We start from the raw sequence: 24,089 nt of genomic DNA on the forward strand, positions 1-24,089 counted from the left end.
AACCGGGTCGGAGGGAATCGCGGAGAAGCGCCCCACGGGGCGTTTTTCTATTTCTCGAAGTCGACGACTAGGCGCGTTGGGTTCTCCAGGATGCTCACCTTGTACGGGCGGGTGTCCTTCAGGCCCACGAAGTACTGGGATGCGCCCTCGAACGTGCCTTGGTTCACGACATCTACGACCGCACCGCTAGCCAAACCCAGGTTGGTCTTGCCCGCGTACTTGTGGTCCGGGGTCATATCCAGCGAGGTGCCGTGGATGAGCAATTCGAAGTGCGCATCGCCGGGCACCTCGACCGGATTGCCCGACGTATGCTGGCGCGGATCATCCGTGTATCCAGCGTGGAACCTCGGTTGACCGGTTCCTTCGAACTCGAAGACAAGGCGGTCGTAATTCTCGTGGCTACCCACGCGGATATCGGTCGTGCGCAGTTCCGCGGGGTCGCCGTCGAACTGCTCTGTGGGTTCAGTGCTGAAGTCGCCGTCAGCGCCGGGTTGCATGTCTGCGGCCCCCAGTGTGTTCTGCTGGCCATCTTCCGTTCCTGTCGGCTTCGTCGCAGAGTTTTCCGCGTCCTTATCGGCAGCGTCGGCATCAGGGTTTGTGGAGGTGCTCATCTGGGGTTCTGGGACGGTGTCGCCGGTGTCGCAGGCAGAAAGAGCAAGACCAGCCGCCGCGAGGACAGCGACAGCCGCTGAGGCATGTGTCTTCTTCTGTGGTGTGTGTTTCATATGTGACAGCCTAGCTGGGTGCGGACTCCGGAGCGGTTGCGACGGGCCGGGGACAGCACGCAACGGTGGCGAACGGCGGCCAGCGATGCCGCGCTAAGGTGGTCCAGAGAAAACAGACGAAGCAAAGTACGACAGAAAGGGCAACGCATGACTATCAAGGTGGGAGTTCTCGGAGCGAAGGGCCGCGTGGGCTCGGCAGTCGTGGCGGGTGTGAACGCCGCTGAGGACTTGGAACTGGTCGCAGAGGTTGGCGCAGGCGATTCTTTGGATCTGCTCACCGACAACGGTGCTGAGGTCGTGGTGGACTTCACCACCCCGGGCGTGGTCATGGACAACCTGGAGTTCTGCATCAATAACGGCATTCACGCCGTGGTGGGCACGACTGGTTTCGACGAGGAGCGTTACGGCCAGGTGCGTTCCTGGCTCGAGGCCAACGAGGGCGTCGGTGTACTCATCGCGCCGAACTTCGCTATCTCCGCTGTGCTGGCCATGGCGTTCGCCCGCCAGGCAGCCCCGTTCTTCGACTCTGCAGAGGTCGTGGAGTACCACCACCCGAACAAGCTTGACGCTCCGTCGGGCACGGCGGTGAAGACCGCCCAGGGCATTGCGCAGGCCCGCAAGGACGCCGGCATGGGTGCCATGCCTGATGCGACAGAGCAGGCTCTCGACGGTTCGCGCGGTGCCGATGTCGACGGTGTCCACGTGCACGCCGTGCGCATGCAGGGCATGGTCGCCCACGAGGAAATCATCTTCGGCACCACCGACCAGTCCCTGACCATCCGCCAGGATTCCTATGGGCGTGACTCGTTCGTGCCGGGTGTGCTGACGGGTGTTCGGAACGTCGATAAGCATGCGGGACTGACGATCGGCCTGGACTCCTACCTGGGGCTGTAATGACGCAAAGCAGGAATCTCGACGTCCAACTGATCGCCGCAACATCGTTTGCGGCGCCAGCGGATGTCGCGTGGGAGCAGGATGGGCAGGCCACGGACGCGGAAGCGCTCGTGGAGTTCGCGGGCCGGGCGTGTTATGAGACCTTCGACAAGCCCAACCCGCATACCGCTGCCAACGACGCGTACCTGCGACACATCCTCGAAGTCGGGCACGACGCGTTGCTCGAGCACGCCACCGCGACGCTGTACATCCGCGGGCTTTCGCGTTCTGCAGGCAACGAGTTGCTGCGCCACCGCCACCTGTCGTTTTCGCAGTTGAGCCAGCGCTTTGTGCCTGCCGCTGAAGCAGATGTGGTCATCCCGGATGCGATCGCGGACGACGCGGGCCTCAAACGCATCTTCCTCGCCGCTGTTGATGAATCGCGCTTCGTCTACGAGGAGCTTTTGGGCGCGCTCGAGGAGAACACTGAGGACGAGCCGAACGCGCTGCTGCGCAAGAAGAAGGCCCGCCAGGCCGCGCGCGCGATCCTGCCGAACGCCACTGAGACGCGCTTCGTTGTCACCGGCAACTACCGCGCCTGGCGCGGCTTCATTGCGGCGCGCGCCAGTGAACACGCTGACGTGGAAATCCGCGCGCTCGCCATCGCGTGCTTAGAGATTCTTAAAAAGCAAGCACCAGCGCTTTTCGACGACTTCCTCATCAGCACGCTTGCCGACGGTTCCGTCATGGCCACCAGCCCGTACGCCGGATAGTAACCTGTTGAGCTATGGGCATTACTAAGAATGAATTAGGAACCGTCGGTGTCGCCATGGCCACCCCGTTCGACAGCAAGGGTGACCTGGATCTCGAGGCAGGCCGGAGGTTGGCGGCCCACCTCGTAGACAACGGGGTCGACCTGCTGATCTTGGGTGGCACGACCGGAGAATCGCCGACCACGTCCGCCGATGAGAAGCTCCAGTTGATCACAGCGGTGCGCGAGGAGCTCGGCGACCGCGTCAAGATCATGGCCGGCTCGGGCACGAACGACACCCGCTCCTCGATCGAGCTGTCGCGGGCCTCCCGCGATGCCGGGGCAGACTCCCTGCTGGTTGTCACCCCGTACTACTCCAAGCCGTCCCAAGCGGGACTTCTCGCTCACTTCAGCGCTGTGGCGGAGGCGACGGAACTACCGATCTGCCTCTACGACATTCCCGGCCGCTCCGCGATCCCCATCGCCGGCGACACCATCCGCGCGTTGGCGGAACTGCCTACCGTCAAAGCCGTGAAGGATGCGAAGGGCGACATGCCGGAGGCCACCGCGATTATCAATGACACGGGGCTGGACTGGTACTCTGGCGACGACGTTCTCAACCTGCCGTGGTTCTCCCTCGGCGCGATAGGTGTGATCTCCGTGATTGCGCACGCCGCACCAGGGTTGATGAGAGAAATGGTGACAAGCTTCGAGGAAGGCGACCTCGCCCGAGCTCGGGAAATCAACGCCAACACCATGTGCGTGCTTGCTGGACAGCAGGCCGTGCTTGGTGGAGTGACATTTGCAAAGGCAGCCCTGCGCTTGCAGGGCATCGAGGTCGGAGACCCCCGTCTGCCCATCGTCGCACCCGACGAGAAGCAGCTGGAGGCGCTGCGACGTGACATGGAAAAGGCTGGAGTCCTTTAAGTATGAATGAATCCCGTAACCGCTCCCGCAAGGTGTCCCGCAAGGCGGGCCCGCCAGAGGCTGGCGACCAGCAACCGGTGTTCCAGACCCCGGACACCCCGCCCGCCGACAACAATGCCGATGCCGGCAACGACCGTGGGGGCCGGGATAACCAGGGCTCCAACAATAACGGCGGCGGCAACGGCAAGAACGACAACGGCGGCAACGGTGGCGGTTCGAACAACGGCGGTAACCGCTCTGGCAACAACCGCGGCGGAAACGGTGGCAACGGCGGAAATGGCGGCGGTGGCAACAACCGTGGCCGTGGACGCGGACGTGGCGGCCGTGGGGGAGGCCGCGGTGACAACCGCCGTAACCCAATGAAGTCGATGCAGGGTGCGGACCTGACGAAGCGTCTGCCCGCCCCGCAGAAGCCGGCAAACGGTGCGCTGCGTATTTACGCGCTCGGCGGCATCTCTGAGATCGGCCGCAACATGACCGTGTTCGAGTACAACGGCCGCCTGCTCATTGTGGATTGTGGTGTGCTCTTCCCGTCTTCGGACGAGCCGGGTGTGGATCTCATCCTGCCGGACTTCGGTCCGATCGAGAACAAGCTGGATAAGGTTGACGCGCTCGTGGTCACGCACGGGCACGAGGACCACATCGGTGCGATTCCGTGGCTGCTCAAGCTGCGCCCGGACATCCCGATTTACTCCGCGCGCTTCACCAACGCGCTCATCGCGGCCAAGACCCGCGAACACCGCCAGAAGCCGAAGCTGCACGAGGTCAACGAGAAGTCGGAGATCACAGCAGGCCCGTTCAACCTGCGCTTCTGGCGCGTGGGCCACTCGATTCCGGACTGCCTCGGCGTGGTGATCAAGACCGGTGCCGGCACCGTATGCATGACCGGTGACATCAAGCTGGACATGACCCCGTACGACAACAAGCCGACGGACCTGCCCGCGCTGGCCCGCTACGGCGACGAGGGCATCGACCTGTTCCTCTGCGACTCCACGAACGCCACCATTCCGGGCATCTCCAGTTCGGAGGCTGGCATCGAGGAGACACTGATCCGCCTAGTCCAGGGTGCGAAGCAGCGCGTCGTCCTCGCATCCTTCGCCTCGAACGTGTCCCGCGTGCAAATGGCGATCAACGCTGCGGTGGCGTCGGGCCGCAAAGTCGCGTTCAACGGCCGCTCCATGATCCGCAACATGGAGATCGCGGAGAAGATGAGCATGCTCAAGGCTCCGCGCGGCACGATCATCCCGATCGAAGAGGCCGCGAAGATGGCCCCGCACCGCGTCATGCTCATCACCACCGGTACGCAGGGTGAGCCGATGGCGGCGCTGTCGCGCATGTCGCGCCGCGAACACCGCCAGATCACGGTGCGTGACGGCGACCTGATCATCCTGTCCTCCTCGCTCATTCCGGGCAACGAGGAAGCGGTTTTCGCCGTGATCAACAACCTCGCCCAGATCGGTGCGACGGTGGTGACCAACGAGGACGCCCACGTTCACGCGTCCGGTCACGGCTATGCCGGTGAGCTGCTGTTCCTCTACAACATCGCCCGCCCGCGTAACGCCATGCCGGTCCACGGCGAGTGGCGTCACCTGCGTGCCAACAAGGAGCTGGCAATTGCGACTGGCGTGAAGCCAGAGAACACTGTTCTGGCGCAGAACGGTGTGGTCGTGGACATGGTCGACGGAAAGATCACGGTCGCTGGCCAGTACCAGGTTGGTCACCTCTACGTCGATGGCACCACGATGGGCGATGTCGACCCGGATGTTCTGGCAGACCGCACTTCGCTGGCATCCGGCGGTGTCATCTCCATTACCTGCCTGATCGACGACCGCACCGGCAGCCTGATCGAGAAGCCGAAGGTGTCCACCACGGGTCTCATCGACGATGATCGTGGTGTCGTCCCGGTCATCCAGGAGCTGGTGGAGACCACCATGTCTGACCTGGCTGCGGAGGGTGAGAATGACCCGTACCGCATGGTGCAGCAGCTGCGCCGGCGCATTTCCCGCACCATCGAGCAGAAGTACAAGCGCGAGCCGGTCATTTTGCCGACCGTGGTGCCGATGAACACCGACGACATCACCCCGGCGTCGCCCGAGGAGATCGCGGAGTCCCGCGAGTCGCTGTAGACGAGCATTGCTTATCGACGCGCCCTGCCGTAGTAACGGCAGGGTTTTTCCTTGTCATCTGGGCGCTAAATGCGCACAGACTCGCCTGCCCCAGCCGCGCTAGGCTGGGGCGCATGTCGTTTCAGCAAAAAGAACGCGAGAAGCTCGCCGAACTCATGCTCGAGCTCGGCCCCGACGCCCCGACTTTGTGCGAGGGCTGGACTACCTATGACCTAGCAGCCCACCTGTTCATCCGCGAGCACCGCACGCACCTCGCGGGTGGGTACGTCGTATCGGCCCTCAAGGACCTGACTCGATCTGCACAGGAGAAAGCCAAGCAGCAAGAGTCGTATGAGCACTTGGTCAACGAGTGGGCGGCGGGACCACCGCTGCACATCAAGCCTCTGGACAGTTTCATGAACGTCTCTGAGAACTTCATCCACCATGAGGACGTGCGCCGCGGTTCCGGCACCGTAGAACCGCGTGAGTTCTCTCGCGCGGTCGAGACGAAGTTGATGGGCGCAGCCAAGATGATGGGGAAGATGGCTCTGACATCCTCCGACGTGCCGGTGGTGCTCACCCCGCCGAACCACCCGCCCGTCACGCTCGGCGGCAAGCGCGGTGTCGCTGAGCAAGGCGACCGCGTCGTGCGCGTGAAAGGCGAGCCGGGTGAGTTGCTGCTCTGGGTCACCGGCCGCGACGCCGTCCAGGTCGAAATCGAGGGCAACGAGGCGGACATCCAGGAAGTCAGGCGCCAGTTCTAGTCTTTAGGCTTGACGCTCATTCTCAACCATTGAACCGCTGTAACCGGTGTGGCGTATGTGACTTGAGGTGTGCTGGCCATTAACATGGTGTCCATGTCTGTCACCAGTACCCAGCGCCGCGGCGGCGCGCGAGACACCGGCGGAACTCGCCCGTACCGCGGCCGCTCTACGTCCGATTCCACCGGCTCCACACGTGCAGCCGACACCGCCAACGAGCGTGTCGGCTCTGCTGTCGGCGCCGTCGGGCGCGGGCTGGGCAACGCTGCTCGCGGGGCCACCAGCTCATTCCGGGCCGTTGGTGGGGGAGCCAGCGGTGGGCGCGGCCGTAAGCGCCGCGACGAGAACTTGCTTGACGACGATCAACCCACCACCGGCCGCGGATCCCGCGCCTTGACCCCTGAAGAGGCATACGCCGACGAGACCACCCCGAAGTCGACACGGCGCAAGCGGACGACGCGCGACACTTCTCCCGCAACGGAACCGGCAGCTGATTCCCGTTCTGCTGACGCTGATTATGCCGACGACGCTGTGGGGCTCAACGGCCGACGCGTTGACGCGATCGGCCTTGTACTCATCGGCCTAGCGGCGATCCTTGGCGCTTCGGTGTGGATGGACATTGCCGGCCCGGTCGGGGCGGCCATTGCGAACGGGACCCACTGGGTCATTGGTGCCGGCGCTCTCGTGCTGCCCGTGATCCTCGTCTGCGTTGCCATCGCGATCATGCTCCGCCTGGGGTCGAACGCGTCCGGGCGCGCGCACAGTGGTCTGGGTCTGACCATCATCGGCATCTGCATGCTCGGTCTGATCCATATCTTTGCTGGAACGCCCGAAACATGGGAAGGTCGACGCGTCGCCGGCGGTGCGATGGGCGCTTTCGTCGGTGGCCCGCTCAGCGCAGGCTTCAGCCCGTACGTCGCTGTGCCGCTGTTGATTCTCGTCATCGTCTACGCCGCGCTGTTGGCTACGGGCATTACGGTGCGTGAATCCTTCGACTACATCCGCGCACTGTTCCGCAGCATCGCTGACAATGCGCGCACGCCCGACCCGGAGGACGACCTCGCCGAGGATGACATGTACGGCCATGTCGAAGACGACCTCGAAAACATCGCCGAGGGTCGCTCACGCCGCCCGCGCGCGTCCAGCGCTCGCGTAGAGCCCACGCTTTTCGACGTCCCCACCGACAGCAACTTCGACGACGACTACGACGACTACGACCAGGTCGACCGTGGCGCCGGCGCTAACCGCACCCAAGTACTGGACCCGCAGGCAGAACCACCGCGGAAGAAGCGTTCGACCCGCAAGAAGGTCGCTGTCGCACCGACCACCGTGGACGACGACATCGAGGGCACTGACATTGACGGTGCCGACACCCACGCAACGGACACCGCTGACGCTGCTGACTCTGCAGACCCTGTCGCGCAGTCGCGCGAGCAAATGCGTCAGGCGATCATCGCCCGCTCCGGCATTGATGCGTCGGCTGTGCCCGCATCTACTCCGAACTCGGAGAAAGAAAAGGCGCAGTCCGGACAGACCGGCAAGGGTGACACTGTTGACCAACCTCAGGCGCGTGAGCCGGAGACGTGGTCGCAGACGGATTACACGGTGCCGTCGACAAGCTTGCTCGTGGCAGGCCAAGCGCCGAAGGCACGCACCGAGGCTAATGACCGGATGATCGAGGCGATCACCGACGTGTTCGAGGAGTTCAATGTCGACGCGCGCGTGACCGGGTTCTCGCGTGGACCGACAGTCACGCGGTATGAGGTCGAGCTCGGCCCCGGTGTGAAGGTCTCCAAGATCACCAACTTGCAGTCCAACCTGGCGTACGCTGTGGCAACGGACAACGTCCGTTTGCTCACCCCGATCCCCGGCAAGTCCGCCGTGGGTATTGAGGTCCCGAACGCCGACCGCGAGATGGTCCGCTTGCGCGACGTGCTCGAAGCGCCGAATGTGCGCGGCGACCATGACCCGATGCTCATCGGCCTGGGAAAGAACATCGAGGGCGATTTCGTCTCCGCCTCTGTGCAGAAGATGCCGCACCTGTTGGTGGCTGGCTCAACCGGTTCCGGTAAGTCGGCGTTTGTGAACTCGATGCTGGTGTCACTGCTGACGCGCGCGACGCCGGAAGAGGTGCGCCTGATCCTCGTTGACCCGAAGATGGTCGAGCTCACCCCGTACGAGGGCATCCCGCACCTGATCACCCCGATCATCACGCAGCCGAAGAAGGCAGCCGCCGCGCTGCAGTGGCTCGTGGAGGAGATGGAGCAGCGCTACATGGACATGAAGTCCGCGCGCGTGCGCCACATCAAGGACTTCAACAAGAAGGTCCGCTCCGGCGAGCTACAGGCGCCTCCGGGGTCCGAGCGTGAAATGCGTCCGTACCCGCTCATTGTCTGCGTTGTCGACGAGCTGGCCGACTTGATGATGACCGCGCCGAAGGAGATCGAGGATTCCATTGTCCGCATCACCCAGAAGGCGCGCGCGGCGGGCATCCACCTGGTGCTGGCCACGCAGCGTCCGTCTGTCGACGTTGTCACCGGCCTGATCAAGACGAACGTGCCGTCGCGCCTCGCCTTTGCCACGTCTTCTCTGACGGACTCCCGCGTCATCCTGGATCAGGGCGGCGCCGAGAAGCTCATTGGTATGGGTGACGGCCTGTTCATCCCGCAGGGCGCTGGCAAACCGCAGCGTCTGCAGGGTGCGTTCGTGTCCGACGAGGAAATCCAGGCCGTCGTCGATGCCGTCAAGGAGCAAGGCGAGCCGCACTACACCGAGGGTGTCACCGAGGAGAAGGCCGCCGAGAAGAAGGACATTGACGAGGAGATCGGCAAGGACATGGACGACCTCCTCGAGGCCGTCGAGCTTGTGGTCACCTCCCAGCTCGGCTCCACGTCCATGCTGCAGCGCAAACTGCGCATCGGCTTTGCCAAAGCCGGCCGCTTGATGGACCTGATGGAAAGCCGCGGCGTCGTCGGCCCGTCCGAGGGTTCAAAGGCCCGCGAGGTGCTGGTCAAGCCGGAAGAGCTGGACACCATCTTGTGGATGATCAAGGGTGCGGATCCAGCAGACGCGCCCAAGGAGGTGCTCGAGGAGCAAGCACTGCAGGAGGAGAGCTCCTCCGATGCTGACTCCGTTTCGAACGACGGCGCCGACACCGATCCCCAGACCGTGAAGGCCGCCTACAATCCGACCGGTGGAGCATTCTAAATGGGAGTCGATGGCTCCCGTCTGCGGGTGTCGGTCGTTCTGTTCGACGATGTCGAGCTACTAGATGTCGCCGGACCTGTCGAGGTTTTTTCCAAGGTCGACGACATCGAAGTGGAGATGCTGTCGGCGGACGGCGCGTCTGTTACAACCTCCCAAGGGGTTCGCCTAGGTGTAGACGGGGAACTCAGTGCGAAATCTGGAGACGTCCTCTTCGTCCCCGGGGGTCTGGGTACCCGCCAGCTCGTGAAAGACGAGAGTTTTCTGACCGACTTGAAGTCTTTGGCCGCCGATTCGCAGATCTTGATGTCGGTATGCACCGGTTCGGGACTATTGGCGGCCGCCGGGCTACTCGAAGGATACGCTGCAACGAGCAATAAGAATGCGTTCGCCTGGGCGACCACGTTCGGCAGCGCTATCGAATGGCGTCGCTCCGCACGGTGGGTTCATGACCGTGATCGGTGGACATCGTCGGGAGTCACTGCCGGAATCGATATGGCGGCCGCCTTCATCGCGCATCGTTTCGGCTTTGATGCCATCGCTGAGGTTGCGGGCTCGATTGAGCTGCGACTTAATCTTGACCCCGAGGATGATCCGTTCGCTGTTTAAACCACAGTGCAGCGGGCCAGGGCGTGTGGCGGCCGCGACGATCAAGTAGGGTTGCTTCCTGTTGGAGGGGAGTACCCCGAAAGCGCCTCGGATCGTCAACACGGTTCGACGGGCGGCCGTATGGTCGCGCGTTGCCCGGTCCAGGCGGCCCGCCGTCGCAACGCGCAGGTGGGGGAGACCTCCGGTCCGTACCCGTTTTGACCGGAGGTCACATCATGCACGTCCCTTTGTGGATCTGGCTTGTCACGTCGGCAGTCATCCTCGGCTTCTTCATCTTTGACTTCGTCTCCCACGTCCGCACCCCGCACGAGCCCTCCATGAAGGAATCGGGTGGTTGGGCTGCGTTCTACATGACCATGGCGGCGATCTTCGGCGGCATTGTCTGGTGGCAGTGGGACGCGGAGCACGGCGTGCAATTCTTCACCGGTTACATCACCGAGCTGTCGCTGTCGGTGGATAACCTCTTCGTCTTCGCGCTGATCATGGGCGCCTTCAAGATTCCACGCGCGTACCAGCAGAAGGTGCTGCTCATCGGAATCGTCATGGCGCTCGTGTTCCGCCTGATCTTCATTCTGCTGGGCGCTGTGATCATCTCGGCGTGGTCGTGGGTGTTCTACATCTTCGCCGCGTTCCTGCTCTACACGGCGATCAAGCTGGTGTACGACGAGGCCACCGATCAACCGGAGACCGACCCGAACGACATGCTGGTGGTCAAGACGCTGCGCAAGGCTATTCCGGTGACGCAGTCCTACCACGGCGACAAGCTCATGTCTGTCACCGAGGCAGGTAAGAACGCCGTCACCCCGCTGTTCGTGGCCCTGCTGGCGATCGGCTTCATCGACGTGATGTTCGCCTTCGATTCCATCCCAGCCATCTTCGGTATCACCACCGAACCGTTCCTCGTCTTCACCGCAAACGCTTTCGCGCTGCTCGGCCTGCGCCAGCTGTACTTCCTGCTCAACGGCCTGCTGGACAAGCTGGTGTACCTGCCGTACGGCCTCGCTGTGGTGCTCGGGTTCATCGGTGTCAAGCTGCTGCTCCACGCCCTGCATGAGAACAACCTGCCGTTCATCAACGGCGGCGAAGGCTTTGCAGTGCCTGAGATTGGCACGGTCACCTCGCTCGTTGTGATTGTCGGCGTGCTGGCCATTACCGCCATCGCTTCTCTGATCAAAGAACGCCAGATGGTCAAGAACGGCGAAAAGGACCCGAACGGCCCGCAGTTCCACATCGATTACGACGACCACGGCAACCGCCGCAAGGTCGACCCGGACGGCAACCACCTCGAGTGGATTGATGACCCTGCGACGTCCGGCAAGGGCGACCACACCGCCACTGGATCGCGCGACACCGGCCACCTCGACGTCTCACGCGGCGGCCAGCAAGCGTAACCGTCGCAGGCGGAGCTAGAACGCGTTGATCACCGGGTTCCACTCGCGGATTTCCCGGTCTGCGAGCGCTCCCGCCTCGGTGTAGGGGTCCGCGGCGAGAATCTCCTCGAGAGCCGCCCGGTCCGCCACGCGGAAGAGAATAAGCGACTGGGCGTCGCCCTCGAACGGCCCGGCCGCGACCACGATGCCGTCGTCCTTCAGGGCGGTCATGTAGTCGCGGTGGCGTGGGCGGGTGGCGCTGATGAGCGAGCGCTCACCATAGGTGTAGGTCACTGCGTAGTACTTCATGGACCCCGAGTCTAGGGATGTAGGGTTAGAACTGTGACCGAACCAGCACCCAAACAGTCCAACTGGAACCTGCCCAACATTCTGACCTCGCTGCGTATCCTGTTCACGCCAGTTTTCGCGTGGCTGGTGCTTTCCCAGCAGTGGTGGTGGGCGTTCGGGGTGTTTGTCGCACTCATGATCACCGACAAGCTCGACGGGGACATCGCGCGTTCACGGGGGCTGATCACGGACTTCGGCAAGATCGCCGACCCCATCGCCGACAAGGCGCTGATGATCACGGCGCTGGTCACCTTGAACATCGCCAGCAACCTGCCGGTGTGGATCACCGTGGTCATCTTGGTCCGCGAACTGGGGATCACGTTCTGGCGGATGTGGATGCTCCGGCAAGGCAAGGTGGTCCCAGCGTCGAAAGGCGGAAAGCTCAAGACCGTCCTGCAGACCGTCGGTGTGGCTATGTACCTGTGCCCGCTGCCTGGCTGGATGGACATTCCGACGCTGGCGGTAATGCTCATCGCGGTCGCGGTCACCGTGGTCACGGGCGTGCAATATCTTGTCGACGGTGCGCGGGCCAACGCAGCAGGTAAGGCCTCCGCATGACCCGCTCCCTAGTCCCCCGGATCGAACAGGTCGATGTCGAGCGCAGCGTCCAGATTCGTGTCGCGGAGGCACTCGCAGCCGACATTATCGACGCGCTGCGTCGGCGGAAAGAAACTCTGGCGCTTTGCGAATCTCTCACGGCCGGGCTGGCCACCGCCACCGTTGCCTCCGTGCCGGGCGCGTCCGATGTGCTGCGCGGCGGCCTGGTCACCTACGCGACAGACCTGAAGGAAACACTCGCCGGTGTGCCCGAGGCGGTGCTGGATCTGCACGGCCCGATCCACTCGGCGACGGCACGCCACATGGCGCGCGGCGCGAGAACAGCGTGCGGTGCCAACTGGGGCGTAGCGCTGACCGGCGTCGCAGGACCCGACAGCCAGGACGATCACCCCGTGGGAGAGGTGTACATCGGGGTATCGGGGCCGCGGCGTACCGCCGCGACGAGAGCCGCCGGCATTCTCGCGCTCGACTACCCGAACGCGGTGCGGTACTCGCTCGTCCCGTGGTCTGCGACCCCGCAGCGGGTCGTGGCAGGGAACCGTCAACAAATTCGCGAGAACGCTGTGCTCGCCGCCATGTTCGCCCTGCGCTATGAAATCGAGGGTGTGAGCAGGCGCTAGACTGTCGGGAACACGACGGGAACAATATCTGCCGACCAACCGTTGAATAACACGATGGCAACTACAACAACGCTCAAATACCAGCCCGCACATGCTGCTCCGGTGGAGCAGCCGGCGACGTCGACACGCATTCGTGAACCGCTGCTGCGTGAGGCGCTCGGCATGTCCCTGCGCGCTTTCCGTGCAGATAAGGGAGTGACCCTGCGCGAACTGGCCACGCAGGCGCGCGTGTCGCCGGGCTACCTCTCCGAGCTCGAACGCGGCCGGAAGGAAGTCTCCTCCGAGCTGCTCGCCTCCGTGTGCCTGGCGCTTGATACCACCGTGTCCGATCTGCTGCTCGAGGCAGCAGCGAACCTGTCGCTGCAGGCGATGGCCGACGAACTGGCTCACACCCCGCCGGCAGCCGCCGAGGTCTAAGCGCTGCCTGTTCGCCGCGTTCTCCCGCGCACGGCTGGCACCACTCGGCTACCATGTAGGCGTTAAAGATTCTTTAGACATCGCCGCAGAAAGGCTCGAACACTCATGGCTAACCCGTTCACCAAGTTCTGGAACTACCTCATGGCCCTCTTCGATAACAAGATCGAGGAGAACGCAGACCCGAAGATCCAGATCGAGCAGGCGATTGGCCAAGCCCAGCGCCAGCACCAGGCCCTGAGCCAGCAGGCAGCTGCCGTGATCGGCAACCAGCGCCAGCTGGAGATGCAGCTCAACCGCCGTCTGGCGGATGTCGAGAAGCTGCAGGCGAACACCAAGCAGGCGCTGCAGCTGTCCGACAAGGCACGGTCCGAGGGCGACATGCAGAAGGCCACCGAGTACGAAAACGCGGCCGAGGCTTTCGCCGCCCAGCTGGTCACCGCGGAGCAGGGCGTGGAGGACACCAAGGTTCTGCACGATCAGGCGCTGCAGCAGGCACAGCAGGCTAAGCAGGCCGTCGAGCGCAACTCCATGCAGCTCCAGCAGCAGGTCGCTGAGCGCTCCAAGCTTCTGTCCCAGCTGGAGCAGGCCAAGATGCAGGAGAAGGTCGCCGAGTCCCTGCAGTCCATGAACTCCATCACCGGCGGCAACCAGCCGAACCTGGACCAGGTCCGCGAGAAGATCGAGCGCCGCTACTCCAACGCACTCGGCCAGGCTGAACTGGCACAGAACTCCGTCCAGGGCCGCATGGCTGAGGTGGAGCAGGCAGGCATCCAGATGGCCGGCCACTCCCGTCTCGAGCAGATCCGCGCAGAAATGGGCGGTGGCGCTCTCGAGTCCGGTCAGCAGCAGGCTCTGCCGCAGGCCAACCAGGCGCCGAGCCAGCAGCCGCAGATTCAGGGTGGCTACCAGTCCAACACCGATGCGCCGGACGTGTCTAGCGATGCTGTCGCAGAGCGCATGCGTGAGCTGCGCGGCGATCACTAAAAACCCCTGCGGCGAAGCCGCTAATCGACGGCTCCTCGCGCCATGAGCGCCTCACCCGTGAGCTGAGCGCGGCGAACGCTGCGGATCACCAGCGGAGTCCCGAAAGCCAGGAGCGACGTATTCGCGCCCCTGGCTTTTCGCGCGTCTAGGGACTCATTGGCGGTGTTGAACAGCAGCGGGATCTGACGGATGGTCAGGGCGATAGCCAGGCTGATCGTGTCCACCGGCACCCCGATGCGTGCGAGCGGCGCCATGTTCGACTCGAGGGCCTCCATGAGTTCCTCGATGGTGGTCGTCAGGGTCAGCAACGTGGCCGCCATGAAGGTGGCAATCAGCCCGACCAAGGTGGTGAGCATGTTCATCCACCCGTTCTGCCACCACATGAATGCGCCGAGGAACGCCATGATCGGCAGGACCGGGGCGACTTGCCGCCATGCTGTGTCCACCGGAATGCCGGCAATGGCGTAGAAGCCGAAGATGCCAGCAAGGACACCCAGCGCATGCCACGGCTGGGTGGGCAGCCACACCACGAGGATGATGAACACGACGAGCGCGACGAACTTCGCAGTTGGGGACGCGCGGTGCAGCAGTGTGTCGCCGGGCACGTAAACACCGAGCGGGAGTTCTCGCAGGCTCATGGCGTGCGCTTCATCAAATCGCGGTAGAACGCGATCGCATCAGCGGGTGCGCCGTCGTAGACGAGCTCGCTGTCGTTGATGCACAACACGCGGTCGAAGTTGTCGAGCATCTCCAGGTCATGCGTGACGACGATCAACTGCTGGTCCAACCCCTCCAACTCCTGAATAATCCGGCGCCGGTTACGCAGGTCCAGAAGGGTGGTTGGTTCGTCCGCGATGATTGTTTCCGGTTCGATGACGAGCACCGCGGCTAGCGCGAGCATCTGTTTCTCGCCGCCGGAGAGGGTGTGGGGCGAGTTTTCGGCGCGGTCGCCAAGCTGGAAACGTTCCAGCATCTCGTCGACTCGGGCGTTGACCTCCTGTTTGGGCAGTTTGAACCGGCGCAGAGAGAAGGCGATGTCGTCGCGGACCCGCGGCATGACGATCTGGGCTTCGGCGTCGGAGAAGATGAACCCTACCCGGCGGCGGATGTCTTTGCCGTGGGAGTGGGTGGCTAGTCCGTCGTAACGCACGGCGCCCGACGTCGGCTCAATGAGACCGTTGACCATGCGCACCAACGTCGACTTGCCTGAACCGTTGGAGCCGATGATGCCGATGCGCTGCTCAGACAGTTCGAAGGACAGCGGCTGGAGAATGACCGAGCCGTCGTAGGCGACGCACGCGCGGTCGAACGTGATTGTGGGCACGGTGCACGCCTAGCTGCGGCGCAGTTGCGGGAATGCCGCGTGGACAGCAAGCGCGATGGCGATCATGACGGCGAGCTTGCCCAAGTCGGGGAGAACGAACGCCCCCTGGGCGGCGATCGCCGCGCCGAAGCTCATGTCCGCGCGCCACATCATGCCCAGCGAACCGAAGAGGTACTGCAAAGCGAGGGCGACCACGCCGGCGAGAATGAACATGGCCACGGTCGCCCCCTTCTTTGCCCAGGGGGAGCGGTAGGCGATCAGGCCGGCGACGAAGGCACTGATGAGGTAACCGACCAGATAGCCGAATGTCACGCCCGCGAAAGCTTGAATGACGGTGCGGCCGCCGGCGAGAACCGGAAGAAAAAGTCCCACGAGAAGGAACAGGCCGGTGGCAAGGAACCCCCGACGGGCACCGAGGACGAGGCCGGCGAGGATGGTGGCGGCGTTCTGCAGGACAATCGGCACACCGGCAGCGCCGACCGGGATGGCCAAGAAACCGAGCACGGCGATCAGGGCGGCGAAGACTGCGACGTAGGCGATGTCGAGCGCGGCGGAAGAGCTGCCGGTGCCGCGGGCAGAAGTGTCAGTCGTTGTCGTCATGGACAACACAATAGCGGACCCAATTGAACACCGTTCAAGAGGTGCTGCGCGGGGAACCCTGCGTTAGCTCGCTGCGGCGTACTGCACGGTGCCGAAGAGCGCGTCCATTGCTCCGTACGGATGCTTCGTGTTCGTCCGCGGGTAGCCCCTCGGTGAGACGTACACCGGGCGGCCCGCGCGGATCTCGATGCGGCCGCGCTTGCTGATGTGGGGATCATCGTCGTTGACGCGGTTGTGGTACTCGCAGACGATGGCCAAGTTGTCAATGTTGGTGACACCGCCGTTTTTCCACGGGTCGACGTGGTGGACTTGGCAGAGGTCGGCGGGCATCCGGCAATCCGGGTTCGCGCAGATAGGCTGAGTGATTTTGGCCAGGGTGCGCTGCTTCTCCGACGCGAAACGCAGGTCCCGGTAATGGTTGAGCGGGCCCTCGGTTGGGTGGAACAGGGCGGCCTCAAGGCCGTAGGCGGGATTCTGGAAGTACTGTGCCAGGAAGTCCTTGCCAGTGATGGTGGTGCCGTCGGTCAAGCCTAGGAGGACGTCATCACCCTTGCCGGCGTGAATCTGCGCCAGGTCAGGGGCGGGGACGATGATGGTCGGCCGCGGTGCCGCCTCGGGGACTCCTGCGCCTGAGCGCATCAGCTCTTCGAAGGCGTCGGCCATCTGCGGCGCGGCCGGCAAATCGCGAGAAATGTTCGAGCGCAGCGTCGCTTCGAGCGCCGCCATGACGTGCTCGCAGGCGGTGATGACTGCCGTGCGCATCCCCTTGACCGATGCGCCGAATGACACGCCCTTGCGCGGGTTGACTTCTTTCGCCGGAAGAATCGCCTTGGCGTAGCGCGCCAGCCCCGCACACGTTGTTACGGTGCTGGCAGCCGCAGCGATGAGCTTTGCCCGGAACCCGGCGCGCTCGACGTCGGAGGTGACGTGCTTGATGGAGCGTTCGATCTGGGCGAGCATGTCGACGCACACCCCGCCCGACCGGGCGGCGTCGGCGGCGTCGCGCTGCGCCACGGCTAACGACGACGACCGTGCTGGCCCGTAGTAGGCCGCATGCACCAAGGTCAGCTCGGCTACCCGGGCTGGTGCAAGGCCGGCCGCGAGGAAGGCATCGCGGTCGAAACCCGCGAGGTCGTCCACCCCGATGCTGGTGAGGAAGTCAAGTAAGTTCACGCCCTCACGCTAAGTGGGCCTCACCATGGCTGGCAAGGGATGTTTGCGCACTACAGTGAGCAAACTCAAAGAAAGTGTTCCGTTGCCGGGCAGTCTTATAAGGGGTTGGGCAATGGCCGTCGATAAGCGAACGGCGGTGCGCGTATCCTTGGCCGCATGCGCTTGACGGAATTCCAGCAGCTAATCCACGACGAGTTCGGTGACGCGAAAGGCCAGTGGGTCGTGTCATCCCACGTCTTTCCCGGGGTGGGTAAGACGGCGGAGGAGCTGATCGAAAGTGGAGTCGATCCGCGCTACGTGTGGGAGGGGCTGTGCGAGGCGTTTGACGTGCCGGAAGAGCGCAGGTGGGGCGTGGATAAGCCAGGGGAGTGACGCGACGGAAACTTTCTTTTCGAACATTCGTGCGTGTATGTTCGAAACAATGTCCGTTGCCGAAGTAGATTGAGTTTCTGACAACGGGGAACCGGAAACGGGTCTTCGGCGGTCTAACGAAATATGCAGACCGCAACCGACCCAGATAACAGCACAGACAGCAAAGTTATTAGCGAAAGGACTGACCACGCGATGGCGACGAAGAAGAAGGCAAGCAACACAGGCAACGACCGGCAGAACGCGCTCGACGCGGCAATGGCCATGATTGAGAAGGACTTCGGCAAGGGCGCCATTATGCGCCTGGGCGACGATAACCGCCCGCCGATCCAGGCGATTTCCTCCGGCAACACTGCCGTCGACGTGGCGCTGGGCATTGGCGGGTGGCCGCGCGGCCGCATTGTCGAGATCTACGGCCCGGAGTCGTCCGGTAAGACCACGGTGGCGCTGCACGCGATCGCAGAGGCGCAGCGCGCGGGCGGCATCGCAGCGTTCATCGACGCGGAGCACGCGCTGGACCCGGAGTACGCTAAGAAGCTCGGCGTGGACACCGACAACCTGCTGGTCTCCCAGCCGGACACCGGTGAGCAGGCGCTGGAGATTGCGGACATGCTGGTGCGTTCCGGCGCGATCGACATGATCGTCATCGACTCCGTCGCCGCCCTGACCCCGAAGGCTGAAATCGAGGGCGAGATGGGCGACAGCCACGTCGGCCTTCAGGCCCGCCTGATGTCTCAGGCGCTGCGCAAGATGGCCGGTGCGCTGTACAACTCTGGCACCACCGCGATCTTCATCAACCAGCTGCGCGAGAAGATCGGCGTCATGTTCGGCTCGCCGGAGACCACCACCGGTGGTAAGGCCCTGAAGTTCTACGCGTCCGTGCGGTGCGATGTCCGCCGCATCCAGACGCTCAAGGACGGCCAGGACTCGATCGGTAACCGCACGCGCCTGAAGATCGTGAAGAACAAGGTTTCCCCGCCGTTCAAGGTCGCCGAGTTCGACATCATGTACGGCGAAGGCATCTCGCGCGAGTCGTCGATCATCGACATGGGTGTGGACAACGGGATCATCAAGAAGTCCGGTTCGTGGTTCACCTACGAGGGCGATCAGCTGGGCCAGGGCAAGGAAAAGGCGCGCGTCTTCTTGAAGGAGAATCCGGAGCTGGCGAATGAGTTGGAGCGCAAGATCTTCGAGAAGCTCGGGGTGGGCGAGTTCGCTGGTCAGGACCAGCTGTCCGACGACCCGGTGGACATGGTGCCCAACATCGACTTCGACGACAATGAAGCCGACGAGCTCGCCGGCGCCGCTCAAGAGTAGTGCCGGACTATCCCGCGCCTGACCCGGAGAAGCTGCGCAAGCTGCAGGAAGCGCTCGACGAGTATGCGGCGGGTCAACACGCCCCGCTTATCGACGAAGCCCACGAGAAGGAAACCTCGCGCATCCGCGAGAAAGCACTGCGGTTGTTGGACCAGCGCTCCCGCTCACGCCACGAGCTGCGCGAGCGGCTGGTGGGCACGGGGCCAGAGCCGCAGTTCGAGCCGGACCTCATCGACGAGGTGCTGGGCGCCTTGGAGTCGAGCGGGCTTATCGACGACGCATCCTTCGCCCACGAATGGGTCCGCCAGCGCGCTACTGCCCGGGGCAAGTCCGCTCGCGCCCTTGACCTCGAGCTGCGGAACAAGGGCGTTGCCGAGCCGCTGCGTGCCGAAGCGCTCGCGCAGATCACGGCCGAGGATGAGGAAGCTCAGGCGCGGGCCGTCGCGGAAAAGAAAGTCCGCGAAGTGAAATCAGCGCCGTTGGATCGCGCCGAGTACGACAAGGTGCTCCGCCGCGTCGTCGGCGTGTTGGCTCGTCGTGGGTATAACTCGGAGCTGACCATGCGCGTTGCGCGGGAAACGCTCGACGCGCGCATCGCTGAGGTGGGCTGAGCCCGGGCGACGCCGGCAGTGCTAGTTCAGGAAGGACATGTCGCCCGGGGTGTCCGCCTGCACGGCGGCGTCGGAGGCAAGGTGCTCGTCGACGAAGCGGTCGAAGGAACCGTCTTCGTGCATTTTCTCCAGCGCCTCATTGACGGCTGAGACGCTGGCATCATTGTCGCGGGGGAGGCCGAGGCCGTAGTGCTCGTCGTTAAGCGGTGCGCCATCGCGCTCCAACGGGACGAGCTGGAACACCCCTGGCTCGTGCGCGGAGAACCCGGAGAGAATCGCCGCGTCGGTGGACAGGGCGTCGACCTCCCCGGCGCGCAGAGCGTCGAGGCACGCGGTGTAGCTGTCGTATTCGGCAAGGACCACGCCCGGAATGTCCTCACGCAGTGTTTTCGCGGCCGTCGTGCCGGTGACAAAGCACAGGTTCTTGCCGTCGAGCGACTCCAGCCCCGTGATGTGAGACCCGTCCACCGTGAGTAGCGCCTGGTGGGTCAGCAGGTACGGCCCGGCGAAGGAGACCTCCTCGGCACGCTTGGCGTCGATGGAATAGTTCGAGGCGACCATGTCCACGTACCCGTTGTCCAGCAGTGACGCACGTTGGCCGGGCGGGGTCTCGCGCCATTCGATCTCGGGGTGGTCCCACCCGTTGTCGTCGGCGATCGAGTTGATCACGTAGGTGGCGATGTCGATGTCGAGGCCGGCAGGGGAGCCGTCGTCACGCATCATGCTCAGACCGGGATTTGTGAACGCGGAGCCCACATCGACGCGGCCGGATTCGATCTGGGACAGAAGATCCTGATCATCCGGCGAACCGCACGCACTGAGTCCACTGACTCCGAGAACCGAGACGAGCGCGGCAGCAAGGTGGATCGAGCGCATGAGACCAACGTTACGCGGTTAGGACTCTCTCGGTGCGCGGAATACACTGTGTCACCGTGACACTAGCGACGAGCACCGTAAACGGAACCAGCCAGCACCCCCGCACCTACGAGGTGCGCACGTTCGGCTGCCAGATGAACGTGCACGATTCCGAACGGCTGTCTGGCCTGCTGGAAGACGCTGGATACGTCGCGGCGACTGACGACAACGCCGACCTGATCGTCTTCAACACCTGCGCCGTCCGCGAAAACGCTGACAAGCGCCTTTACGGCACGCTGGGTGCGCTGCGCGACAAGAAGCGGCACCACCCGGGCATGCAAATCGCGGTCGGCGGATGCCTCGCGCAGAAGGACCGCGACACGGTGGTGGAGAAGGCGCCGTGGGTTGACGCGGTGTTTGGCACGCACAACATGTCGGCGTTGCCGGCACTGCTTGACCGCGCCCGTGTTGAGGAGGAGGCGCAGGTCGAGGTCGTCGAATCCCTCGAAGTCTTCCCCTCGGTGCTGCCCGCGAAACGCGAATCGTCCTACGCCGGCTGGGTGAGCGTGTCGGTGGGGTGCAACAACACGTGCACGTTCTGCATCGTGCCGTCGTTGCGCGGCAAGGAACAGGACCGCCGCCCCGGCGACATCCTGGCAGAGGTGCAGGCGCTCGTGGACCAGGGTGTGTCCGAGGTGACGCTGCTGGGCCAGAACGTCAACGCGTACGGCGTGAACTTCGTCGACCCGGACATGCCGCGCGACCGCTCGGCGTTTTCGAAGCTCCTGCGCGCGTGCGGCGAGATCGAGGGCCTGGAGCGGCTGCGGTTCACCTCCCCGCACCCGGCGGAGTTCACCTCTGATGTCATCGACGCGATGGCCGAGACGCCGAACATCTGCCCGCAGCTGCATATGCCTTTGCAATCCGGCTCCGACAAGGTGCTCAAAGACATGCGCCGGTCGTACCGTTCGAACAAGTTCCTCGGCATTCTCGACGAGGTCCGCGCGAAGCTGCCGCACGCGTCCATCACCACGGACATCATCGTGGGTTTCCCGGGTGAGACGGAGGAGGATTTCCAAGCGACGCTCGACGTCGTCGAAAAGGCACGGTTCACCTCGGCGTACACCTTCCAGTACTCGCCGCGCCCCGGCACGCCCGCCGCGGAAATGGACGGCCAGGTTCCCAAAGAGGTCGTCCAGGAGCGTTTCGAGCGCCTGCTCGCCCTGCAGGAGCGGATCAGTTACGAAGAGAACCTCAAGCTCATCGGCACCTCCCAGGAGCTTCTCGTCCAGGAGACGAACGAGAAGAAGGCGGACCGCGCGCAGAGCACGCGACTGTCCGGGCGCGCACGCGACGGACGGTTGGTGCACTTCGACGCCGGTTCGCTTATCGACGCCGTCCGCCCCGGCGACATCGTCCACACCACCATCACTGACGCCCGTCCCTTCTATCTGATCGCGGACTCCCGCGTGACGGCGCACCGCCGCACGCTCGCCGGCGACAACTCTGAGGCCGGCCAGGTGCCCACTACGGCGCCGGTCGGCGTGGGGTTAGGCATGCCGAAGATCGGAGCGCCGGTAGCTGCGCCCGCTGCAGCTGGCGCGGCCGACGCGGGCGGGGCATGCGGGAGCTGCGGATAGGAGGATCATGAGCAACCCGACGCAGACCGAACTCGCCCAGCAGGAGAAGCACTCCGCTGACACCCTCGATCTAGGCTGGCACCAATGGCTACTGGTCGGTGCGATCGTTGTTTACGTGGTGTCTCTGTTCCTACCCTTCGCTGGCGACACCACGGGCCTTCAGATGCTCACGTTCACCGAGGCGGACGGCATGTCGATCGCGGTCACGGAGCGGCTATTCACCATGTTATCGTTCCTCTGCTTGATCGTCTTCACGCTGCTGACGGTGATCCTGCGGCGCACGTCGTTAGCCTTGCTGGCGTGGATGGCCGGTTGCGTCGCGTTAGTCATGGCGCTGCTGGGCTTGTGGCTGCGCCAGACCAGCTCGGCAGCCGCCGCGGGGGTGACATCTGGGGCCGGTATTTACGTGGCAATCCTCGCGGTCATTGTGGCTATTCCGGTGCTGTCGGTCGCCTGGATGCGCCGCACTCCCGAGCAAAAACGCCTGGAGGAGCAGCGGCGCGAGCAGACGGAGTTCAACCCCGTCGCTGATCTGCAGACGGATGCGGCGACGCAGGCCGTGCGGCGCACAGACGGCGCGGGCTCCATTGTCGACGACCGCCGCCAGCGGGCAGCCCAGCGCCACCGTCAAACCGGGCACGCGCACGACTAAATAGGGGCGGGACGCAGTACGCAGAGCATAGGCTCACCGCCCGGGATCGGTTCAACCACCGCAGCATCGGGAACTTTTCATGCTGACGCAGCATTCCACTTCCAGAGTGTGAATGGTCGGAGTGCAGCGTGAACGAGCAGCGAAGAAGGTTAGAGAAGCCGACATACGGTGGCGGTACCGACACCCGTCCGGAGTACCGCATTACCCCGAACGGGTTGGAGCCTCCGGGCAAGCTGAAGCCGTGGACCATGTTGTACATGGGCAACATGGTGTTGCACCGACCCATGGGCCTAGCGTTCATGTACTGCTTTGCTGCGGGATTGCCCTACGTCGGTAATTCTGGGTGGTTGGGTTTGACCTACGGTGGTGCGCCGTCGGAGCCTGCGGCCGCGAATCTAGCGGAGACGATCTCCTTCTGGGCGGGTCTCCTCGGCATTTTGCTCGTGATGCTTGTCGCAGCGAATTTTCGGTTCTACTTCCTCATCGTCACAACGACACTGACGTGTGCTGTTTCCACTGCATGCTGGTGCATCGGCGCATTGCAGCGATTCGCCGAGTCGATGAGTAACCCATCTTCTGCGGCAGCCAACCAGGTGCACATTGGTTACTTCCTGCTGCCCGTGCTGACGGCGAGCCTCACACTGATGCTCGGCAGCGTGTGGAAGGGATGCGAATGGGCCACCCGTCCGAACGGCAACCAGTTGTACGAGCGGAACCGCTATGCGTGGGACCGCCGCTACTTCAAGATGGATGAAATCAAACGGCCTTTCGAACGGGTCCCGCGTCGTGAGGTCGGCGGCAAGCGATGGCTGCTTCTCGGATGTGTGGGCGCGTTCGTTTTCTTTCTGTCCGCACCGGTGGTGGATGGCTTGAACACGTTTGATGTCTTTTCCGTCGTGGGCGATAACCAGCCCATTAGCAGTACCGGAATCGAGCTGATATTCCTCGTACTTGCCATCGTTGGAGTCGTTGGTTTTGGCATGTGGGTGGTTCTGAGCAACCGTGCCGGCAATGCCGTTTACTGGGCGTGGTTGTTGTCCTGCTCAGCTCAGTGGTGGTGGATGTTCGGCCTTGTCATACAGGAGAAGGAAGGCTGTACCGGCGGAACAGGGAGCTGTTACGACTACGGGTACTACTGGCTATTCTTCACATCTATCGCTGCGTCGATTGTTCTGTATCTGATCAACAACGACCGCGATGCCCACGAGTCTGCGAACGCCCAGTGGCGCCAGGCACAACGACACGAAACGATGATTCGGTTCAACGTCTACCTCGGGTAGGCATCGTTCTGCGGTT

General features: G+C 63.6%; 25 protein-coding genes. 18 read left to right on the plus strand and 7 right to left on the minus strand.

Annotated features, from left to right (window positions below; translation table 11 throughout):
- Positions 1–47 precede the first annotated feature (47 nt).
- The gene (locus KBX17_RS02795; RefSeq protein WP_256018439.1) at positions 48–725 is read right to left on the minus strand and encodes a hypothetical protein; all 678 of its coding nucleotides are present in this window, start codon (positions 723–725) and stop codon (positions 48–50) included.
- Between the two features lie 147 nt (positions 726–872).
- Here KBX17_RS02795 and dapB point away from each other — a divergent pair, with 147 nt between their 5' ends.
- From dapB to KBX17_RS02835, 8 genes are all read left to right on the plus strand, one after another.
- Positions 873–1,619 carry a 4-hydroxy-tetrahydrodipicolinate reductase gene (gene dapB, locus KBX17_RS02800; protein ID WP_255998363.1) on the plus strand — a complete coding sequence of 249 codons (747 nt, stop codon included), beginning with the start codon at positions 873–875 and terminating at the stop codon, positions 1,617–1,619.
- Complete coding sequence (gene thyX / locus KBX17_RS02805) at positions 1,619–2,371, plus strand: FAD-dependent thymidylate synthase (RefSeq protein ID WP_256018441.1); 753 nt, start codon at positions 1,619–1,621, stop codon at positions 2,369–2,371. The genes dapB and thyX overlap by 1 nt, the downstream gene beginning before the upstream one ends.
- A 14-nt stretch (positions 2,372–2,385) precedes the next feature.
- Positions 2,386–3,276 (plus strand): 4-hydroxy-tetrahydrodipicolinate synthase, encoded by an 891-nt coding sequence (dapA, locus tag KBX17_RS02810; protein WP_256018442.1) that lies wholly within the window; start codon positions 2,386–2,388, stop codon positions 3,274–3,276.
- Between the two features lie 2 nt (positions 3,277–3,278).
- Positions 3,279–5,402: a ribonuclease J gene (locus tag KBX17_RS02815; protein ID WP_005289760.1), complete on the plus strand. Its 2,124-nt coding sequence runs from the start codon at positions 3,279–3,281 to the stop codon at positions 5,400–5,402.
- Positions 5,403–5,515: 113 nt separating this feature from the next.
- Complete coding sequence (locus tag KBX17_RS02820; RefSeq protein ID WP_256018444.1) at positions 5,516–6,145, plus strand: TIGR03085 family metal-binding protein; 630 nt, start codon at positions 5,516–5,518, stop codon at positions 6,143–6,145.
- 93 nt (positions 6,146–6,238) lie between these two features.
- Entirely contained in the window at positions 6,239–9,349 is a 3,111-nt protein-coding gene (locus KBX17_RS02825; RefSeq protein WP_256018445.1) for a DNA translocase FtsK, read from the plus strand.
- On the plus strand, positions 9,350–9,955 hold the full coding sequence (locus tag KBX17_RS02830) for a DJ-1/PfpI family protein (protein ID WP_255998372.1): 606 nt from the start codon (positions 9,350–9,352) through the stop codon (positions 9,953–9,955). It abuts the gene before it with no gap.
- Between the two features lie 215 nt (positions 9,956–10,170).
- The gene (locus KBX17_RS02835) at positions 10,171–11,346 is read left to right on the plus strand and encodes a TerC family protein (RefSeq protein ID WP_256018447.1); all 1,176 of its coding nucleotides are present in this window, start codon (positions 10,171–10,173) and stop codon (positions 11,344–11,346) included.
- A 15-nt stretch (positions 11,347–11,361) separates the two neighbouring features.
- Here KBX17_RS02835 and KBX17_RS02840 read toward each other — a convergent pair whose 3' ends face one another.
- A complete protein-coding gene (locus KBX17_RS02840) occupies positions 11,362–11,634 on the minus strand; it encodes a YciI family protein (RefSeq protein ID WP_255995008.1) in 273 nt (90 codons plus the stop codon).
- Between the two features lie 33 nt (positions 11,635–11,667).
- On the opposite strand from KBX17_RS02840, the gene pgsA reads away from it, so the two are divergent.
- The 4 genes from pgsA (at position 11,668) to KBX17_RS02860 (ending at position 14,252) form a co-directional block, all read left to right on the plus strand.
- Positions 11,668–12,231, plus strand: coding sequence for a CDP-diacylglycerol--glycerol-3-phosphate 3-phosphatidyltransferase (pgsA, locus tag KBX17_RS02845; RefSeq protein WP_005289769.1), 564 nt, complete (start codon positions 11,668–11,670; stop codon positions 12,229–12,231).
- The gene (locus KBX17_RS02850; RefSeq protein ID WP_005289771.1) at positions 12,228–12,851 is read left to right on the plus strand and encodes a CinA family protein; all 624 of its coding nucleotides are present in this window, start codon (positions 12,228–12,230) and stop codon (positions 12,849–12,851) included. Before pgsA ends, KBX17_RS02850 begins: the two co-directional genes overlap by 4 nt.
- A 54-nt stretch (positions 12,852–12,905) precedes the next feature.
- Complete coding sequence (locus KBX17_RS02855) at positions 12,906–13,268, plus strand: helix-turn-helix domain-containing protein (RefSeq protein WP_005289773.1); 363 nt, start codon at positions 12,906–12,908, stop codon at positions 13,266–13,268.
- Between the two features lie 105 nt (positions 13,269–13,373).
- Positions 13,374–14,252: a PspA/IM30 family protein gene (locus KBX17_RS02860; protein ID WP_005289774.1), complete on the plus strand. Its 879-nt coding sequence runs from the start codon at positions 13,374–13,376 to the stop codon at positions 14,250–14,252.
- Positions 14,253–14,272: 20 nt separating this feature from the next.
- Here the strand turns inward: KBX17_RS02860 and KBX17_RS02865 are convergent, their stop codons facing one another.
- The 4 genes from KBX17_RS02865 to KBX17_RS11530 all read right to left on the minus strand — a co-directional run bounded on the left by KBX17_RS02865 (position 14,273) and on the right by KBX17_RS11530 (position 17,349).
- The gene (locus tag KBX17_RS02865; protein ID WP_005289777.1) at positions 14,273–14,890 is read right to left on the minus strand and encodes an energy-coupling factor transporter transmembrane protein EcfT; all 618 of its coding nucleotides are present in this window, start codon (positions 14,888–14,890) and stop codon (positions 14,273–14,275) included.
- A complete protein-coding gene (locus KBX17_RS02870) occupies positions 14,887–15,576 on the minus strand; it encodes an ABC transporter ATP-binding protein (RefSeq protein WP_256018449.1) in 690 nt (229 codons plus the stop codon). The genes KBX17_RS02865 and KBX17_RS02870 overlap by 4 nt, the downstream gene beginning before the upstream one ends.
- Before the next feature lie 9 nt (positions 15,577–15,585).
- Positions 15,586–16,176: a biotin transporter BioY gene (locus KBX17_RS02875; RefSeq protein ID WP_255998382.1), complete on the minus strand. Its 591-nt coding sequence runs from the start codon at positions 16,174–16,176 to the stop codon at positions 15,586–15,588.
- Between the two features lie 63 nt (positions 16,177–16,239).
- A complete protein-coding gene (locus tag KBX17_RS11530) occupies positions 16,240–17,349 on the minus strand; it encodes an HNH endonuclease signature motif containing protein (RefSeq protein ID WP_005289786.1) in 1,110 nt (369 codons plus the stop codon).
- 156 nt (positions 17,350–17,505) lie between these two features.
- Here KBX17_RS11530 and KBX17_RS02885 point away from each other — a divergent pair, with 156 nt between their 5' ends.
- From KBX17_RS02885 to KBX17_RS02895, 3 genes are all read left to right on the plus strand, one after another.
- On the plus strand, positions 17,506–17,721 hold the full coding sequence (locus tag KBX17_RS02885) for a DUF3046 domain-containing protein (protein ID WP_255995016.1): 216 nt from the start codon (positions 17,506–17,508) through the stop codon (positions 17,719–17,721).
- A 192-nt stretch (positions 17,722–17,913) separates the two neighbouring features.
- Entirely contained in the window at positions 17,914–19,035 is a 1,122-nt protein-coding gene (gene recA / locus KBX17_RS02890) for a recombinase RecA (protein WP_256002582.1), read from the plus strand.
- The gene (locus KBX17_RS02895) at positions 19,035–19,646 is read left to right on the plus strand and encodes a regulatory protein RecX (RefSeq protein WP_256018451.1); all 612 of its coding nucleotides are present in this window, start codon (positions 19,035–19,037) and stop codon (positions 19,644–19,646) included. The genes recA and KBX17_RS02895 overlap by 1 nt, the downstream gene beginning before the upstream one ends.
- 21 nt (positions 19,647–19,667) lie before the next feature.
- Here the strand turns inward: KBX17_RS02895 and KBX17_RS02900 are convergent, their stop codons facing one another.
- Positions 19,668–20,522, minus strand: a complete 855-nt coding sequence (locus KBX17_RS02900) for a glutamate ABC transporter substrate-binding protein (protein WP_256018452.1) — start codon at positions 20,520–20,522, stop codon at positions 19,668–19,670.
- Positions 20,523–20,554: 32 nt separating this feature from the next.
- Here KBX17_RS02900 and miaB point away from each other — a divergent pair, with 32 nt between their 5' ends.
- The 3 genes from miaB (at position 20,555) to KBX17_RS02915 (ending at position 24,073) form a co-directional block, all read left to right on the plus strand.
- Positions 20,555–22,141 (plus strand): tRNA (N6-isopentenyl adenosine(37)-C2)-methylthiotransferase MiaB, encoded by a 1,587-nt coding sequence (gene miaB, locus KBX17_RS02905; RefSeq protein ID WP_370687579.1) that lies wholly within the window; start codon positions 20,555–20,557, stop codon positions 22,139–22,141.
- Between the two features lie 7 nt (positions 22,142–22,148).
- Complete coding sequence (locus tag KBX17_RS02910; protein ID WP_256018456.1) at positions 22,149–22,793, plus strand: hypothetical protein; 645 nt, start codon at positions 22,149–22,151, stop codon at positions 22,791–22,793.
- Positions 22,794–22,921: 128 nt separating this feature from the next.
- The gene (locus KBX17_RS02915) at positions 22,922–24,073 is read left to right on the plus strand and encodes a hypothetical protein (RefSeq protein WP_256018457.1); all 1,152 of its coding nucleotides are present in this window, start codon (positions 22,922–22,924) and stop codon (positions 24,071–24,073) included.
- Positions 24,074–24,089 lie beyond the last annotated feature (16 nt).

Origin of the sequence: Corynebacterium sp. CCUG 65737 (genome assembly GCF_024454115.1) — a bacterium.
Classification (GTDB): domain Bacteria; phylum Actinomycetota; class Actinomycetes; order Mycobacteriales; family Mycobacteriaceae; genus Corynebacterium; species Corynebacterium genitalium.